General features: G+C 61.2%; 16 protein-coding genes and 1 other RNA gene. 5 read left to right on the top strand and 12 right to left on the bottom strand.

All coding sequences use genetic code 11. The features are described from left to right. Window positions 1-3: 3 nt before the first annotated feature. From hisA to ACURWW_RS03285, 7 genes are all read right to left on the bottom strand, one after another. Window positions 4-750: a 1-(5-phosphoribosyl)-5-[(5-phosphoribosylamino)methylideneamino]imidazole-4-carboxamide isomerase gene (hisA, locus tag ACURWW_RS03315; protein WP_445615601.1), complete on the bottom strand. Its 747-nt coding sequence runs from the start codon at window positions 748-750 to the stop codon at window positions 4-6. 42 nt (window positions 751-792) lie between these two features. After that, window positions 793-1,446: an imidazole glycerol phosphate synthase subunit HisH gene (gene hisH / locus ACURWW_RS03310; RefSeq protein ID WP_445615600.1), complete on the bottom strand. Its 654-nt coding sequence runs from the start codon at window positions 1,444-1,446 to the stop codon at window positions 793-795. A gap of 39 nt (window positions 1,447-1,485) precedes the next feature. Next, window positions 1,486-2,079: an imidazoleglycerol-phosphate dehydratase HisB gene (gene hisB, locus ACURWW_RS03305; RefSeq protein ID WP_445615599.1), complete on the bottom strand. Its 594-nt coding sequence runs from the start codon at window positions 2,077-2,079 to the stop codon at window positions 1,486-1,488. A 186-nt stretch (window positions 2,080-2,265) separates the two neighbouring features. Then, window positions 2,266-3,522: a UbiH/UbiF/VisC/COQ6 family ubiquinone biosynthesis hydroxylase gene (locus tag ACURWW_RS03300; protein ID WP_445615598.1), complete on the bottom strand. Its 1,257-nt coding sequence runs from the start codon at window positions 3,520-3,522 to the stop codon at window positions 2,266-2,268. Further along, the gene (gene ubiH, locus ACURWW_RS03295) at window positions 3,519-4,769 is read right to left on the bottom strand and encodes a 2-octaprenyl-6-methoxyphenyl hydroxylase (RefSeq protein WP_445615597.1); all 1,251 of its coding nucleotides are present in this window, start codon (window positions 4,767-4,769) and stop codon (window positions 3,519-3,521) included. The genes ACURWW_RS03300 and ubiH overlap by 4 nt, the downstream gene beginning before the upstream one ends. A 19-nt stretch (window positions 4,770-4,788) precedes the next feature. Further along, a complete protein-coding gene (pepP, locus tag ACURWW_RS03290; protein ID WP_445615596.1) occupies window positions 4,789-6,117 on the bottom strand; it encodes a Xaa-Pro aminopeptidase in 1,329 nt (442 codons plus the stop codon). A gap of 12 nt (window positions 6,118-6,129) precedes the next feature. Beyond that, complete coding sequence (locus tag ACURWW_RS03285) at window positions 6,130-6,711, bottom strand: UPF0149 family protein (protein ID WP_445615595.1); 582 nt, start codon at window positions 6,709-6,711, stop codon at window positions 6,130-6,132. A 202-nt stretch (window positions 6,712-6,913) separates the two neighbouring features. On the opposite strand from ACURWW_RS03285, the gene ACURWW_RS03280 reads away from it, so the two are divergent. From ACURWW_RS03280 to ACURWW_RS03265, 4 genes are all read left to right on the top strand, one after another. Continuing rightward, window positions 6,914-7,147, top strand: a complete 234-nt coding sequence (locus tag ACURWW_RS03280; protein ID WP_445615594.1) for a TIGR02449 family protein — start codon at window positions 6,914-6,916, stop codon at window positions 7,145-7,147. Between the two features lie 44 nt (window positions 7,148-7,191). Then, window positions 7,192-7,491, top strand: a complete 300-nt coding sequence (locus tag ACURWW_RS03275) for a cell division protein ZapA (protein WP_445615593.1) — start codon at window positions 7,192-7,194, stop codon at window positions 7,489-7,491. 130 nt (window positions 7,492-7,621) lie between these two features. After that, window positions 7,622-7,798: non-coding RNA, 6S RNA (gene ssrS, locus ACURWW_RS03270), on the top strand. A 112-nt stretch (window positions 7,799-7,910) separates the two neighbouring features. Continuing rightward, the gene (locus tag ACURWW_RS03265) at window positions 7,911-8,594 is read left to right on the top strand and encodes a 5-formyltetrahydrofolate cyclo-ligase (protein ID WP_445615592.1); all 684 of its coding nucleotides are present in this window, start codon (window positions 7,911-7,913) and stop codon (window positions 8,592-8,594) included. A gap of 142 nt (window positions 8,595-8,736) precedes the next feature. On the opposite strand, the gene ACURWW_RS03260 is transcribed toward ACURWW_RS03265, so the two are convergent. Both ACURWW_RS03260 and ilvA read right to left on the bottom strand, forming a co-directional pair. Next, entirely contained in the window at window positions 8,737-8,877 is a 141-nt protein-coding gene (locus ACURWW_RS03260) for a hypothetical protein (protein ID WP_445615591.1), read from the bottom strand. 316 nt (window positions 8,878-9,193) lie between these two features. Then, entirely contained in the window at window positions 9,194-10,717 is a 1,524-nt protein-coding gene (gene ilvA / locus ACURWW_RS03255) for a threonine ammonia-lyase, biosynthetic (RefSeq protein WP_445615590.1), read from the bottom strand. A gap of 170 nt (window positions 10,718-10,887) precedes the next feature. Between ilvA and rpiA the strand changes: the two genes are divergently transcribed. Further along, window positions 10,888-11,568, top strand: coding sequence for a ribose-5-phosphate isomerase RpiA (gene rpiA / locus ACURWW_RS03250; RefSeq protein WP_445615589.1), 681 nt, complete (start codon window positions 10,888-10,890; stop codon window positions 11,566-11,568). A 27-nt stretch (window positions 11,569-11,595) separates the two neighbouring features. On the opposite strand, the gene ACURWW_RS03245 is transcribed toward rpiA, so the two are convergent. Genes ACURWW_RS03245 through ACURWW_RS03235 form a run of 3 tightly spaced genes read right to left on the bottom strand, consistent with a single transcriptional unit; the run spans window position 11,596 to window position 14,139 of the window. Further along, the gene (locus tag ACURWW_RS03245) at window positions 11,596-11,913 is read right to left on the bottom strand and encodes a DUF4156 domain-containing protein (RefSeq protein ID WP_445615588.1); all 318 of its coding nucleotides are present in this window, start codon (window positions 11,911-11,913) and stop codon (window positions 11,596-11,598) included. Then, window positions 11,855-12,943, bottom strand: coding sequence for an alpha/beta hydrolase (locus ACURWW_RS03240; RefSeq protein ID WP_445615587.1), 1,089 nt, complete (start codon window positions 12,941-12,943; stop codon window positions 11,855-11,857). Before ACURWW_RS03240 ends, ACURWW_RS03245 begins: the two co-directional genes overlap by 59 nt. 26 nt (window positions 12,944-12,969) lie before the next feature. After that, complete coding sequence (locus tag ACURWW_RS03235) at window positions 12,970-14,139, bottom strand: tetratricopeptide repeat protein (RefSeq protein ID WP_445615586.1); 1,170 nt, start codon at window positions 14,137-14,139, stop codon at window positions 12,970-12,972. Window positions 14,140-14,255 lie beyond the last annotated feature (116 nt).

Here is a 14,255-nt window from a genome sequence, read left to right as displayed (position 1 = left end):
ACCTCATTGATCAGGGACAGGGTGTGCATCGCACCAGGCCTGGGCTTCAGCCACGTCCAGGGTCCCTTCGTAGATGGCGCGGCCGGTGATGGCCCCTAGAATGCCGTGACTGGCCTGCGCCTGCAGCGCCTGGATGTCTTCCAGCTTTGCAATACCGCCAGAGGCGATGACGGGGATCGGCGACGCCTGAGCCATTTCCACCGTGGCTTCCACATTGACCCCGCCCATCATTCCGTCCCGGGCGATGTCGGTGTAGACGATTGCGTCCACCCCAACGTCGGCAAACCGGGCCGCAAGATCGGTGGCACGAACGCCGGACACCTCTGCCCAGCCTTCCGTTGCAACCATGCCTTCTTTTGCATCCAGTCCCACGATGATATGGCCGGGGAAACGCCGGCACGCTTCGGTAACAAACTCCGGCTCGTTCACGGCCTTGGTCCCGATGATGGCGTAGGTAACGCCTGCGGCGAGGTACTGCTCGATGGTGTCGAGGGTGCGAATGCCTCCGCCGATCTGAATGGGCAGCTCGGGAAAACGCGCGGCAATGGCCCGGATCACTTCGCCGTTGACCGGTTTACCTTCGAAGGCGCCGTCCAGGTCCACCAGATGCAGGCGCCGCGCGCCCTTGTCGACCCACTGACCGGCCATGGCCACCGGATCGTCGGAAAAGACCGTGGATTGATCCATGAGGCCCTGTCGCAAACGCACGCACTGGCCGTTTTTCAAATCGATAGCGGGAATGATTAACATCGGTTTTCCTGAATGGTGGAGAGGGGCTGAAACGAGCGGCGGCTATGGCCTGCCGTCCCAGGCAACAAAGTTTTTCAGCAGTTGCAGCCCGTCCGTGTGGCTCTTCTCCGGGTGAAACTGCACGGCAAAAAGGTTTTCATGCTGCAGGGCGGCATCGAATGGGACTCCGTATTCACCGCGACCGGCAACCAGGGCGCGATCCCCGGCCTCCACGTAATAACTGTGAACGAAGTAGAAGCGGCTGTTCTGGCCGATACCCTCCCACAGAGGATGGTCGGCGGTTTGCTCCACCTGGTTCCAGCCCATGTGCGGCACTTTGAGTCGCTGGTCCCCTTCCTTGTGGCCTCCGGAGGGGAAGCGTTTCACCTGCCCCGGTAAGAGGCCCAGGCTTTTGACTCCGTTGTTTTCCTCGCTGAATTCCATCAGCGCCTGCATGCCCACACAAATGGCCAGCACCGGCTTCCCGGCGTCGAGGGCTTCCCGGACCTTTCGATCCACTCCCAGTCGCAGTATTTCGGCCATGCAATCGCGAATAGCGCCCACACCGGGAAATATCACATGATCCGCTGCCTGGATTCGTTCGCCGTCGCCAGTAACGTCCACTTGCACCTGAGGCGCAACACGGGCGATGGCACTGGCCACCGAATGCAGGTTGCCCATGCCGTAGTCGATGATGGCCACGCGTTTGGCTGACATAATCTTACCGCTCTGTGATTCGGGGCCTGGAATGGCGCGTTACAACTTGCCTTTGGTGGACGGCAGCATGCCGCCCATGCGCGGGTCCGCCGCAAGGGCCATGCGTAACGCCCGGCCGAAGGCCTTGAACACCGTTTCGATCTGATGGTGGGCGTTGGCTCCTTTCAGGCAGTCGATGTGCAGGGTGACTTGCGCATGATTCACGAAACCCTGAAAGAATTCCCGAAACAGTTCCGTATCGAAGGTGCCGATACGATTCTGGGTGAAGGGCACGTTCATGAACAGGCCCGGTCGCCCGGAAAAGTCCACCACCACACGTGACAGCGCTTCATCCAGCGGCACATAGGAATGTCCGTAACGGGTGATGCCCTTCTTGTCTCCCACCGCCTGAGCCACGGCCTGACCGAGGGTAATACCGATGTCTTCAACCGTGTGATGGTCGTCGATATGGGTGTCACCTTTGCAGACCACATCCAGATCCATAAGGCCGTGGCGGGCGATCTGGTCCATCATGTGGTTCAGAAACGGTACGCCCGTATCGAAGGTGGCTTTGCCATCGCCGTCCAGGTTCAGCTTGACGGAGATGCGGGTTTCCAGGGTATCGCGTTGGACTGTGGCCGTTCGCGCGGTCATCAGCTCTTCCTCGTGTTTGGTATCCCGTAATCGGGAGCGAGTGGAATCAGGTCTCTGGAAAATCGCCGGGCGTGGTGGCCGACATCGGAGGGCGCGCAGTGTACACAGAGTGTTCCCCTGTGTCTGCCCGATGGACAGTGTGAGCGCGTCAGTACTTCAGCGGATTTTCGACAATGACGGCGCAGATTATACCCTTTTCCCGGGCCGCAATTCACGGTTGAGGCCCATGGCTTCCCGGGCCAGCAAGCGCTTCAGGGGCGGGATTCTGTCCACCTGGCTCATACCCAGGTTGCGGATGACGTGCAGGGCGGGCGCCTTGCTGCCAAACAGCCGCTTGAACGCCTCCATGGCCAACATCATGCTCAGGTTCGCGCCCTTCCGGGCGCGGGCATAACGACGCAAAATCGAATGGTCCGCGAGTGGCAGCCCGCGCTGAAGCGCTCGCTCGAGTTCAACGAGCAGCGCCTGTGCGTCCTGCAATCCCAGGTTGACGCCCTGCCCCGCGAGGGGGTGGATGGTATGGGCGGCGTCGCCCAACAGCGCAAAGCCGGGCACCACGTAATCGACCGCGTGCCGCTGGCGCAACGGAAAGCTGTAGCGTTTGGCCACCGAAGCGATTTCCCCCAGCCGATGCTCAAAAGCCCACCCCAGCCGGCTTGCGAACGCCTCGTCACTCAAGCCCATGAGTTCCCCGGCCTCGTCCCGGTCCGCGGACCAGACGATTGAACTGAAGTGGCTGTCTCCCTCGGCCGTTTGCAAGGGCAGGAAGGCCAGCGGACCGCTAGACATGAAGCGTTGCCAGGCGGTGTAGCCATGAGAGTTCTCGGTGCGCACGGTGGTGACGATGGCGTCCTGTCCATAATCCCACTCGCGAGTGGGGGTGGCCAGGAGTTCGCGGATCTTCGAGTTGCCGCCATCCGCCGCCAGAACCAGTGTGCCCCGCACCGTGTCGCCATTGTCCAGGACCAGCACGGAATGGGGGACCCCGTGTACGAAGCCATCGTCGAGCTGGGTGACACGGGGCCCGCGGATGACCGTCAGCCGCTCGTCTCCCTTGAGGACGTCCAGCAGACTCTTGAGAGCCACCGAGTTCTCCACGATGTAGCCCAGGTTGTCCTCCCCGTAATCGCGGGCGGCAAAGGAGATGGACGCAGTGCCCTCGCCATCCCACACCACCATCCGTGTGTAGGGGCACAGGCGGCGTTTCGCGATGCCGGCCCAGGCGCCGAATGACGACAGGAAGCGTTCCGATTGGCGTGTGAGGGCGACCACCCGGGGATCAAACTCATCGCCCGTTCGCAGGGTCGGCGGCGGGCCCGCGTCGATCAGGGCGATTCGCAGATTGCGGCAGACCGGGGAGTTGAGAATGCCACAGGCGAGGCTGGCTCCCACCAGGCCGCCGCCCACAATCACCACATCGTAGATTTCGTTCGCAGCACTCATTGCCGGATCAGCCCCATGGTCTGTCGCGCCAGCGCTGCTTTGACGGGTGGCAGCACGCCCAGGGCACCGAGCCCGATATTGCGCAGGATGCTTCTGGCCGCATCGCTGCTGGAAAACCAGCGCACAAAATGATCGCTCATTTGAATGGTGGTCCACTGATCAGTCGCCTGCCGAGCCTGGTACTGCTCCAGCAGTTTGAGGTCGCCCGGGGAGACACCGGCCTGGGCACCCTGGGCGAGACACTCGCTGAGGGCCTGGCAGTCGCGCAGTGCCAGGTTGAAACCCTGCCCCGCCACCGGGTGCAGAAAATGGGCGGCGTTGCCCATGAGCACCAAAGCGCGCCGAACCTGCTCCCGGGCGAGCAGTAGCTGCAGCGGATACAGGTGCCGGGTGCTCACCTGCAGGAACCGGCCCTGCCGGTGACCGAAGGCCTGTTGCAGGCGCCCCAGAAACTCTTCGTCGCTGCAATCGCGCAATTGAGCGGCGTCGTGCCCGGGGCGGGTCCAGACCAGAGCCATGGTGTCGCCGTGGTCGGACTCTCCAAGCGGAAGCAGGGCAATGGGGCCCGCCGCGGTAAAACGTTCGTAGGCCACACCCCGGTGAGGCCGATCGCAGCGCACATTAGCGATGATGGCCGATTGCCGGTAATCGTGCCGGTCCACGCCGATGCCCAGCTGAGCGCGCAAACCGGAGTCGGCGCCGTCGGCCAGTACCAGCAGCCGGCAGGCAAGCTGCTCCTCGCTATCCAGAGTCAGGCGATAACCCTCGGAAGTCGCGTCTGCGCTGAGAACGGAAACGGGGGCGCAACAGCGCACGGTGGGCTGTTGCTGCAACTGCCCCATCAGCACGCGGCCGAGCCAGGCGTTTTCCGCCACATAACCCACAGCGTCCAGGCCGTGCTCTGCACCGAAGATAGTACTGCCGCCGAGGTGGCCGCGGTCCGATACGTGAACCTTTCGTATCGGAGTCAGGTGCTCACTGAGCGCGGGCCAGATGCCGCAGGATTCGAGGATGTTCCGGGAGCCCGCCGAAAGCGCCGTTGAACGCGCGTCAAAGCTGCTTTGAAAGGGCCGCTTCGCATCCACATCGAGGGGGAAGGATTCCAGCAGAACCACATCCCATTCCGGATTCGCGCGGGCCAGCAGCAAGGCGAGGCTGATGCCCACCATGCCGCCGCCAACTATTGCGATGTCCGCGTGCGCTGGAATGGCGATGTCCGCGTGCGCTGGAGAAGTGTTTCTGTTCACACCATCGTTTTCAGCAGGTTCATTGAACGGTTACGGAGGACGCCATGAGCGCTTCGATCTCATCCACTTCTTTGGGAACGCCTTCGCTGAGCTCCTCACAGCCGTCCTTGGTAATTACCACATCGTCTTCAATACGAATGCCAATCCCGCGCCACTTCTTGGCAACAGTCTCGTCGTCAGGGGCGACGTAAATTCCCGGCTCTACGGTCATCACCATGCCCGGCTCCAGAACCCGCCATTGGCCGCCCACCTTGTAGTCGCCCACGTCGTGTACATCCATGCCCAGCCAGTGGCCGATGCGGTGCATGTAGAAGCGCTTGTAGTCTTCACCTTCGATCAGGGCATCCACATCGCCGCTCAGCAGACCCAGCTCTACCAGGCCTTCGGTAATCACACGCACGGATACTTCGTGGGGATCGTTCCAGTGGTTGCCGGGCTTGATGACTGCCATGGCTTCTTTCTGCGCCTTAAGCACCACTTCATAAAGCGCTTTCTGCTCTGGAGAAAACTTGCCGCCCACCGGAAACGTCCGAGTGATGTCCGCCGCGTACATGTCCAGCTCACAGCCGGCGTCGATCAACAGCAGCTCCCCGTCCTTCAGTTTGTTGTTGTTTTCCACGTAGTGCAGGATGCAGGCGTTGTTGCCCCCGCCCACAATGGGGTTGTAGGCCACGGCCTGGGCGCCATTGAAACCGAATTCATGGCGCAACTCGGCCTCGATCTGGTATTCGTTCATGCCCGGCCGGCACACCCGCATGGCCCGGGCGTGGGCCTGGGCAGAGATTTCTCCGGCACGCTTCATGATGCGCAACTCCGCGGCGCTCTTGAACAGACGCATATCGTGGAGATGGTGATCCAGATCCAGGAATTCACCCGGCGGCGTTGCGCCCGCGCGGACCTTGGCGCGAATGGTGTTGACCCACTCCATCACCTGACGGTCGAAGTCCGGGTTCTTGCCCATGGCATAGTAAACCCGTTCCGTCCCCTCGATCAGGCCGGGCAGAATATCGTCGATATCGTCAATGGGGAACGCGTCATCGGCCCCGTGGTCCGCGCACGCTCCTTCGGGCCCGGCGATGTATCCGTCCCAGATTTCCTTCGTCTTATCCCGCTCCCGGCAGAACATGACGGTCTCGCCATGCTCCCGCCCCGGAATCAGAACGAGAACCGCCTGCGGCTCGTTGAAACCCGAGAGGTAGTAGAAGTCGCTGTCCTGCCGGAACGGAAAATCCGCGTCGCGATTGCGTACCTGGAGACTCGCAGAGGGCACGATTGCGATGCTGTTCGGCTCCATATGCTCCATCAGAGTCTTGCGGCGCCGGGCAAATTCCTGCTTGGTAATTGTCATTGGCTAGCTCGTTTAGTGAACAGTGGGTGAGTCGTCGGATTCGCCGGCATTGTCGACACCAAACTCCAGAAAAATACTGAGCGTCGCGAGGCGCACGTACTCTACAATCTCCATGTAATCGGTCTCGCTATCGTCGTCATCGCCGGTGTCCGGACTGATTTGTACGAAGGACGCGAAATCCCGCAGCGTATCCGCAGTATCGCCGGACAGGGGCGTCTCGGCGGAGATGCCGGATGTGCCAAACCCCGTCAGAAAGCCCTGGCACCACTGACTCAGGGCCATGATTCGCTGGGCCATTTCCACATCGTCGCCGGGCAGGAGCAACTGCATGCCCAGTTCGTCGTCCTGCAACTGATCCAGGGTGCTGTGATAGACCCTTGTCAGGGTCGCCTCCGCATCTGGCCCCGGCTCGGTGGAGACATCGAGGAATTCCAGGGCAGAGCGCAGCCATTCCCGGTCCGAGTAACGACCTCCCCCGCACAACCGGCCACAGGCCATCCCGTGAAGTTCAGCCGGACTGCCGAGCGCGCCCAGCGAGACGAAAACGTCCGCCATGGAATCGAATGACGGTAAAGTTTCTGTATTGCTTTGCATAAGGTTTTCTGAACGTCCCAAGTGCCGGCCATCCTATCATGATTCGCCGGCAGGCCGGTGCCGCGGCGGCCGATCCTGGGGGGCTGTCCCCGGCCAGATGCCTTCCCCAATTGACCGGCTGAGGCCGGGGCAATATAGTACTTCGGGCCGGTGAGCGACGCGCCAACGGATCGGCTAAACTGACGAGAAAGAGAATCCACGAATGCCAGGCTCAGCCACCTCCCCGTTAGCTCGGCCCAGCCTCTCCACTCTGGAGGCGAAACTCGATCGCCTTGTGCAGCTCTGCGAGCAGCTGAACCGCGAGAATCGTCGCCTGCGCGAGCAGCAATCGGGGTGGTTGCGCGAGAAAACCCGCCTGATCGAAAAAAACGAGCTGGCGCGCACCCGGGTGGAAGCAATGATCAGCCGTCTGAAAAGCCTTGAAGCCGAAAGCTGAGCCGCACCCGGCGCGGGCTGAGGCCGGCGCCACAAAGGATCACTATGAGTGACAACCAGACCGTCACGGTCAATCTCCTCGACAAGGACTACCAGATCGCCTGTCCGCCGGAAGAACGGGACGCGCTGCTGCGCGCCGCCCGCTCTCTGGATGCCCGGCTGCGCGCTATTCGCGACGGCGGTCACGTGGTGGGGTTGGAACGGATCGCGATCATGGCGGCACTCAACCTGAGCTATGAGCTGCAGGCCGCCAACGACCGCTCGGCCAGTGCCGGGTTGGACGAGGATCTGTTGCAAAACCTTTCGGAAAAAGTCGACCGCGCTCTGGAACAACTCCAGGACTGATCGCCAGGCGTCCGGTTCACCCTCGACTCGGATTGCCACCCGCTCAAAGCACCGCTCATTTTGGCGCGCTGTATCTCGGAAAAAGCCCGGTGCGCCCTTCAATCAAAAAATGCCAGGCGTTATACTGGACGCATCCCTGAGGTGTTCGCCAGTCGAAAAGTCCTTGAGCCGATAATACCTAAACGGGGATCCCGGCAAATGTTGTGAGCATGTCCGCGCGACGGAAAGCCTAATGCATTTCAGGGGTCACCACCTTGAACCATTACGGTTCAAGGCCAACTTGACAGCGGCACCCTTCGGGGGACTTATTCTCTACTTCGCTCTCCGTTTGCTCTTCCCGGCGAACCCGACCTCGAAGATCGCACCCGTCCACCCCGCCACCTATAATGTCCGCTCTGGCTCCAGAGGCGATTCGGACGATGGCAGATTTTTCCAGCGGCTTGGCCCCCGATCAGCGACAGGCAATCCGCCGCGAGATGAGGCGACGGCGAAGTGCCCTGAGCCCACGGGCGCAGGAAGGCGCCGCGGCTGCAGTGGCTAAACTGTTCAGCCGCCAACCGCTGTTTCAGCGCAGTCGCCGCATTGCGTTCTACCTGAGCAATGACGGCGAGATCGACCCGAAACTGTTGCTCAAACGGGCACTGCTGCGTGGCAAACGCTGCTACCTCCCCGTGCTCCACCCCATGCGGCCCGGTCAGCTCTGGTTCGCCCGCTATACTCAAGCCACCATTCTGAACCTCAACCGCTACGGGATTCCGGAACCAGCAGCCGGTACCCGGGGCCGCCTCCTGCCAGCCACGGCTCTGGATCTGGTGCTCCTGCCACTGGTGGCATTCGACCGGAACGGAGGGCGGCTGGGCATGGGTGCCGGATTCTATGACCGTACCTTTGCCTTCAAGCGAGCGACTCGACCCACCGGCGTGCCGCGCCACACCCCGGCTCTTGTTGGCCTCGCCCACGCGTGTCAGGAAGCGGACGAATTGCCGCTTCAGAGCTGGGATGTACCACTGGAGGCTATCGCCACTGACCAGGGCATCGTTCCGGCGGATGGACGGGCGGCGGCCCGGCATTTTCTGTCGCGAGATCTGATCGGGAAGGTGTAAAGGGGCCCGAACGGGAACGGGCCTGGCGGGGGCGGAAACAAAAAACGGCGCCTCTGCGCCGTTTTTCGCCATCCGAAGATGCTGAATGTGGGGGATATTCCTGATCCCGGGGCCCGCTCCAGTCTATGCGGACAGTAGGCCTTTATCGAAGGGTGACCCCCTGATGCAAGGCAGTGGGTACTTCCTGCTCGTCGGCAGAGAACACGTCGCTCAGACCGACACTGCTGGCGAGAACGCCCACGACAAAGACAATGATAGCGATTGTCAGGATGTCGTTTTTCATTTCACTTACCTTCTATCGTTCTTAGCTTTTTTTAAGGAAGGGTCTGACGTTATACCCCAATCCTCAGTAGAAACCAAACAAAAGTATGACCAATGGCTGGTCCGCCGGATGAGTATAGACAGCAATTGCCGCGCCATACGGGGAAAAAGATGGAATTGTGGTATCAGTCACAAGGAAGATTCGGGCTGAACCACTTTGCGCGCCAGAATGAGGATTCCGAGGCCCCGAAGCGGCATTTACAGCCCGAAAAAATGATTTTCAACAACCAGTTAGCGGCTCTTTTTACCGCGAAAGCACCGGATCTGCTCAGAGGCTTTCAGCTCAGGAAGAGGCGGTAGGCGGGATTATCGCTCTCCTCCCAGTAGTTGTAGCCCAGCTCATCCATGTACTGGGAGATCTTTCGGCGATCGCCGGGGGGGACCTGAAGCCCGACCAGCACCCGGCCGTATGCCGCACCGTGATTGCGGTAATGGAACATGGAGATATTCCAGCCCGAAGCCAGGCGCGTCAGGAACTTCAGGAGCGCTCCCGGGCGCTCGGGGAATTCGAAGCGGTATACCACCTCGTTTTCCAGATCCGGGGCTCGGCCGCCCACCATGTAGCGAATGTGCAGCTTGGCCATCTCGTTGTCCGTGAGGTCCTCGACGGAGTAGCCCTTCTTCTGCAGGCTGCCAACCAGCTCCTCCCGGTCCAGATGATTGTGCGTGACCTGCACCCCCACGAACACCAGGGCGGCGCGCTTGTCCGCATAGCGATAGTTGAATTCAGTGATGTTGCGCTTGCCAAGGTCCCGGCAGAACTTCTTGTAGGCCCCCGGTCGTTCCGGCAGGGTCACAGCAAGAATGGCTTCGCGCTTTTCCCCCACTTCGGTGCGCTCGGAGATGTAGCGCAGGCGATCGAAGTTAGTGTTGGCCCCGCTCACGACGGCAACCAGGGTCTCGCCCGTACAGCCGCTCTCCTCCACGTATTTCTTCATGCCGGCGAGCGCCAGTGCACCGGCCGGCTCGGCAATGGAGCGGGTATCCTCGAAGATGTCCTTGATGGCCGCACACATTTCATCGGAATTGGCCGTAATCACCTGGTCCACGGTCTCCCGCAACACGGTGAAGGTCTCCTTGCCGATCTGGGCAACGGCCACACCGTCCGCAAACAGCCCCACCTCGGGCAGTACCGCGCGACGCTTCTTCTCCATGGCAAGCTTCAGACAGGCGGAGTCATCCGCCTCCACGGCGATCACCTTTGTCTCCGGGCGAATGTGTTTGATGTAAGCCGCCATTCCGGCGCACAAACCCCCACCACCAACGGGGATGAACACCGCGTGGATCGGCCCGGTGCACTGCTTCAGCACTTCCACGGCGACGGTTCCCTGCCCTGCGATTACATCCGGGTCGTCAAACGGGTGGATGTAAGTCAGGCCCTTCTGGGTTACCAGCTTCTGGGAGTGGGCGAAGGCTTCGTCGTAGGTGTCCCCCACCTGCACGACCTTTCCGCCGTGCCGGCGCACACCGTCCACCTTGATCTGGGGAGTGGTTCGCGGCATTACGATCACCGCCGCCACCCCGAGGTGCCGGGCCGCAAGCGCGAGCCCCTGCGCGTGATTGCCGGCGGAAGCAGCCACAACCCCTGCCCGACGCTCTTCTTCACTGAGCTGAAGCAGCTTGTTATAGGCGCCCCGAATCTTGAACGAGAACACCGGCTGCAGATCCTCTCGCTTGAGCAGCACGTCGTTGCTCAGACGATGAGATAACAGGGGGGCGGCATCGAGCGGCGTCTCAACCGCGAGATCGTAGATGCGCGCGTCGAGGATGCGCGTGAAGTAAGACTGGGGCGAATGGGACATAAAAGCGGCAGGCGTGGAGAATGGAAAGAACCGGCATGGTAAAGCATGGGACGGGCGCTTGTCAGCCGTTGCCACCGGGCAGATGACGCAGACGGGGCAATCGAAGGCCTCCAATTGTATAATCCCGCTGCCGATCGTTAATCGAGACCACCACCAACCAGGTATCCCTCATGAATCAGGACCAGCTCAAACAGGCCGTCGCCCAAGCCGCGGTCGAGTACATTCGCCCACGCCTGGAGCGCGACACCATCGTAGGCGTCGGTACCGGATCCACCGCCAACCTGTTTATCGATGAGCTGGCGCGTATCAAGCAAACGTTCGATGGAGCTGTGGCCAGTTCGGAAGCGAGCGCGGAGCGACTGAAGAAGCACGGCATACCCGTGTACGAGCTGAACGCGGTGGATCGGGTGGCCGTCTACGTGGACGGGGCGGACGAAAGCAATGGGCGTTTACAATTGATCAAGGGCGGCGGCGCAGCCCTGACCCGCGAGAAAATTGTCGCGGCCGTGGCCGAGGAGTTCGTCTGCATAGCGGATGAAAGCAAGTGGGTGGATGTGCTGGGCGCATTCCCGTTGCCCGTGGAAGTGATCCCGATGGCGCGCTCCCATGTGGGACGGGAGCTGCTGGCACTGGGCGCCGATCCGGTTTACCGACAGGGGGTAGTGACGGACAACGGCAACATCATCATCGACTGCCACAACATGAAGATACAGGACCCGTTGCAATTGGAAAGCGACATTAACCAGATTGTGGGCACGGTGACCAACGGGCTGTTTGCCCGCCGGCCCGCCGACATTCTGCTGCTGGGCACGGCCAGTGGTGTGCAGACCAAAACCCCGGCAAGCTCCTGATCCAATTTCGCGGCCCGCAGCGGCCGCTCAACGACATCGATACACGGCAAACTGCTGCCGCCCGGCAGTGGGCTCCGAGAGCGGCACGATAGAGTCTCCGCCCATGCTCGCCGCCTCATTGCGCGCCAGTGTTACCAGTTCTTCCGCCTTCTTTCTCTCACTGCGATCCAGAAAGCCAACCTTGTCCATGACCTGGGACGTGGTTTGTCCGATGCGCTGGCAGCCGGCCACCTGGTCCTGAGTCCTCAGATAGACCTGTTCCGCGCCCGGCGTGAGCTTGACCCAGCTACAGGCGTTCAGCGTCAGCAGGACGACGCTCGCTGTCAGCAGTTTCCACGATCGCATGACGTTTACCTTCCCCTTTTTCCAGATAGGATTTGACGGCCGCAAAGACCTGCGCCCGGTAAGGTGCACTTTCGGCCACCAGATGGTGCCGCCCCTGGGGCACGATCTTGATTCGGCTGTTGGGCAGCTTGGCTTTGATCTGCACCAAGTTGTACTGCCAGTCCACAGTCTCATCCCGGTCTCCCTGGACCACCAGCAATGGATGAGGCTGCGGCGCAAAATCATTGAAGCTGTCGATCCATTCTTTCATGGCGCCCACCCATTGCACAGGCAGGTGTCGGGACTGCAGGGGGTCGGACTTTCTGAGGAACTCCAGGAAAGCCTCGTCATGGCTGTTTTCCGAAAAGACCCGCGGCAGCTTGCGCAGGAAGGGTTTACCCAGGACGTAGAGCCAGCGGTCCCGGGTCCAGCCCTTGCTGCGCACCAGGGGAGCCAGAAGAACGACCTTCTGAAACGGGGCGAGGCCGCTGCTCAACACATGGCGCAGCAATGCAGTCGAACCAGCGCTCTGTCCCACGGCGTGCCAGCGCCCGGGCAGCAAGGTGCGAAAGGATTCGCAACAGCGGATCATCACCTGGTAGTAATGATCGAAGGTCTCGATGGTCGCGCGCTCGCCACTGCTGAGCCCCATGCCCGGCAGGTCATAGGCGACCACCGAATAGTCGTTCTGAAGTGAAAAACGGATCAGGTGATGATAGAGGCCCACGTGATCGAAGTAGCCATGGAATATGAAGATTGTGCCGCGCGGCATCTGCGGCTGCCAATAGTGCGCCGCCACTGAAAACTCACCGGCGTCGAAGGTTCCGAAACCGTGTCTGACTCCCTCGAGAGTTCGTGCGAAGTTGATCTTGTAGTGATCCAGATATTTTTGAAAAGCTGGAGCCCTGGTGTGCTGTTGGTCTTGTTCAGGGTCGAATGCGAGTGGTCGCAAGGCCGAGCGGATCTGCTCAATGTCAGCGGATTTCAACATATTGGTAGTGTGGGGCTCCTGGCAGTAAGGGTTGACTTGCGACAGTAGACTGCCGTCCATGGGAGGGGTTCGACTAGTGGCTGCGTCTATCCCTGACTGGCCTGCCACTTTTCCAGTTGACGTTGATAACGCACCTGGGGATCGCTATCCGTGGCGATCGCTGCGGCCCGCTTGACGTCGTTGATGGCCGAATCCCTGTCACCCAACTGCCAGCGGGAAAGCCCCCGCAAGTAGAAAAAGCGAGGTTCGCTGCGCCTTCTCTCCACTGCCTCGTCCAACTGATGCAGAGCTTCCGCGTAGTTGCCGCGATTGAACGCATGCTGGGCCAGGGCGTAACGGTAGTACGGGTTGCGCAGCTTGATTTCATCACCCACAGCCCGCAACTCGGTCGCTTTATCGTGCTCGCCGCGCTGCGCCAGCACATTGGCCAGATTGCCGAGGGCCGACCAGTCCCTGGGGTCAAGCGCCAGAGCCTGCCGATAGCTCGCCTCCGCAAGCTCCGGATTGCCCAACCGGCGTTGGATGGTGCCCATGTTGTTCCAGATGAAGGGCTGGCCATCGTCCGCCTGCAGAGCGCGCCGGGCGGCTGTGTACGCACCGTCGAGGCGCCCCGCGATCAGGCGCTCCATGCCGATGTTGCTGTAGTAATGGGCAAGAGCTCCCTCATCACTGAGCTGTCGCTGCGGATAGGTTTCACTGTAGCGATCCATCCTGAAGTCCACCACCACCGTGTCCCCGGGGCGCAGACGCACCTTCACGTTCACATGGCGGTACTGGACCAGGGTGTCGCCCGATGGGTTGTCCCAGGCGGGGGGAAGGTCTACCTCCTGGAATCGGGCGTCCAGCCCTGCGTGCCGCGCCATGGCAATGAACATGGCCGAGAACGCCAGGCAGTTGGCGCGCCGCTGGCGGAACGCCTCGGCGGCCGAAAACGTTGCATTATCATCGTATTCAATGAAATAAGCTGCGTTGTAGCGCAAAGTCTGGAACAGAGCGTCCAGTTTCGCTTCAGCTCCGGCGCCTGGGGGAATCGCTGTGGCCACGAAAGCTTCCATCTCCGGCGACAAGGCAAGAAAGGCCACCTCCGGCTCGGCCGCGACCAGGGAATCGAAGCCGGCAGGGGGCGTGAGCACCCGCCTCAGCAAGTCGCTGTCAGGCGCTTCGACACGATAAATGGGAGTGCACGCGGAGCCCAGAAGGACCGTCGAAAGGAGGACGAGCAGGATGCCCGTCTGGCGAGTGGCTGGTGATCTCATAGTGACCCGCACGCGCAGCATGTGCGCAGCCCGAACCGATCACTGGATTATAGCCGCGCGCGCAAACATAAGACACGCCCGGGGCGCGGGGGTTCGCTCCAACCGACGAGCGACGC

Source organism: Gilvimarinus sp. F26214L (assembly GCF_054401055.1).
Note: the sequence above shows the minus strand (reverse complement) of the source record. Positions and strands in the feature narration are given on the sequence as shown.

Bases quoted from the DNA above. Each gene is read 5' to 3' on its own strand.
- ACURWW_RS03235 (WP_445615586.1), bottom strand. From the start codon at position 14,139: ATGAGATCACCAGCCACTCGCCAGACGGGCATCCTGCTCGTCCTCCTT.
- ACURWW_RS03280 (WP_445615594.1), top strand. From the start codon at position 6,914: ATGCCAGGCTCAGCCACCTCCCCGTTAGCTCGGCCCAGCCTCTCCACT.
- hisH (WP_445615600.1), bottom strand. From the start codon at position 1,446: ATGTCAGCCAAACGCGTGGCCATCATCGACTACGGCATGGGCAACCTG.
- ACURWW_RS03300 (WP_445615598.1), bottom strand. From the start codon at position 3,522: ATGAGTGCTGCGAACGAAATCTACGATGTGGTGATTGTGGGCGGCGGC.
- hisB (WP_445615599.1), bottom strand. From the start codon at position 2,079: ATGACCGCGCGAACGGCCACAGTCCAACGCGATACCCTGGAAACCCGC.
- ACURWW_RS03285 (WP_445615595.1), bottom strand. From the start codon at position 6,711: ATGCAAAGCAATACAGAAACTTTACCGTCATTCGATTCCATGGCGGAC.
- hisA (WP_445615601.1), bottom strand. From the start codon at position 750: ATGTTAATCATTCCCGCTATCGATTTGAAAAACGGCCAGTGCGTGCGT.
- rpiA (WP_445615589.1), top strand. From the start codon at position 10,888: ATGAATCAGGACCAGCTCAAACAGGCCGTCGCCCAAGCCGCGGTCGAG.
- ACURWW_RS03245 (WP_445615588.1), bottom strand. From the start codon at position 11,913: ATGCGATCGTGGAAACTGCTGACAGCGAGCGTCGTCCTGCTGACGCTG.
- ACURWW_RS03275 (WP_445615593.1), top strand. From the start codon at position 7,192: ATGAGTGACAACCAGACCGTCACGGTCAATCTCCTCGACAAGGACTAC.
- ACURWW_RS03265 (WP_445615592.1), top strand. From the start codon at position 7,911: ATGGCAGATTTTTCCAGCGGCTTGGCCCCCGATCAGCGACAGGCAATC.
- ilvA (WP_445615590.1), bottom strand. From the start codon at position 10,717: ATGTCCCATTCGCCCCAGTCTTACTTCACGCGCATCCTCGACGCGCGC.
- ACURWW_RS03240 (WP_445615587.1), bottom strand. From the start codon at position 12,943: ATGGACGGCAGTCTACTGTCGCAAGTCAACCCTTACTGCCAGGAGCCC.
- ACURWW_RS03260 (WP_445615591.1), bottom strand. From the start codon at position 8,877: ATGAAAAACGACATCCTGACAATCGCTATCATTGTCTTTGTCGTGGGC.
- pepP (WP_445615596.1), bottom strand. From the start codon at position 6,117: ATGACAATTACCAAGCAGGAATTTGCCCGGCGCCGCAAGACTCTGATG.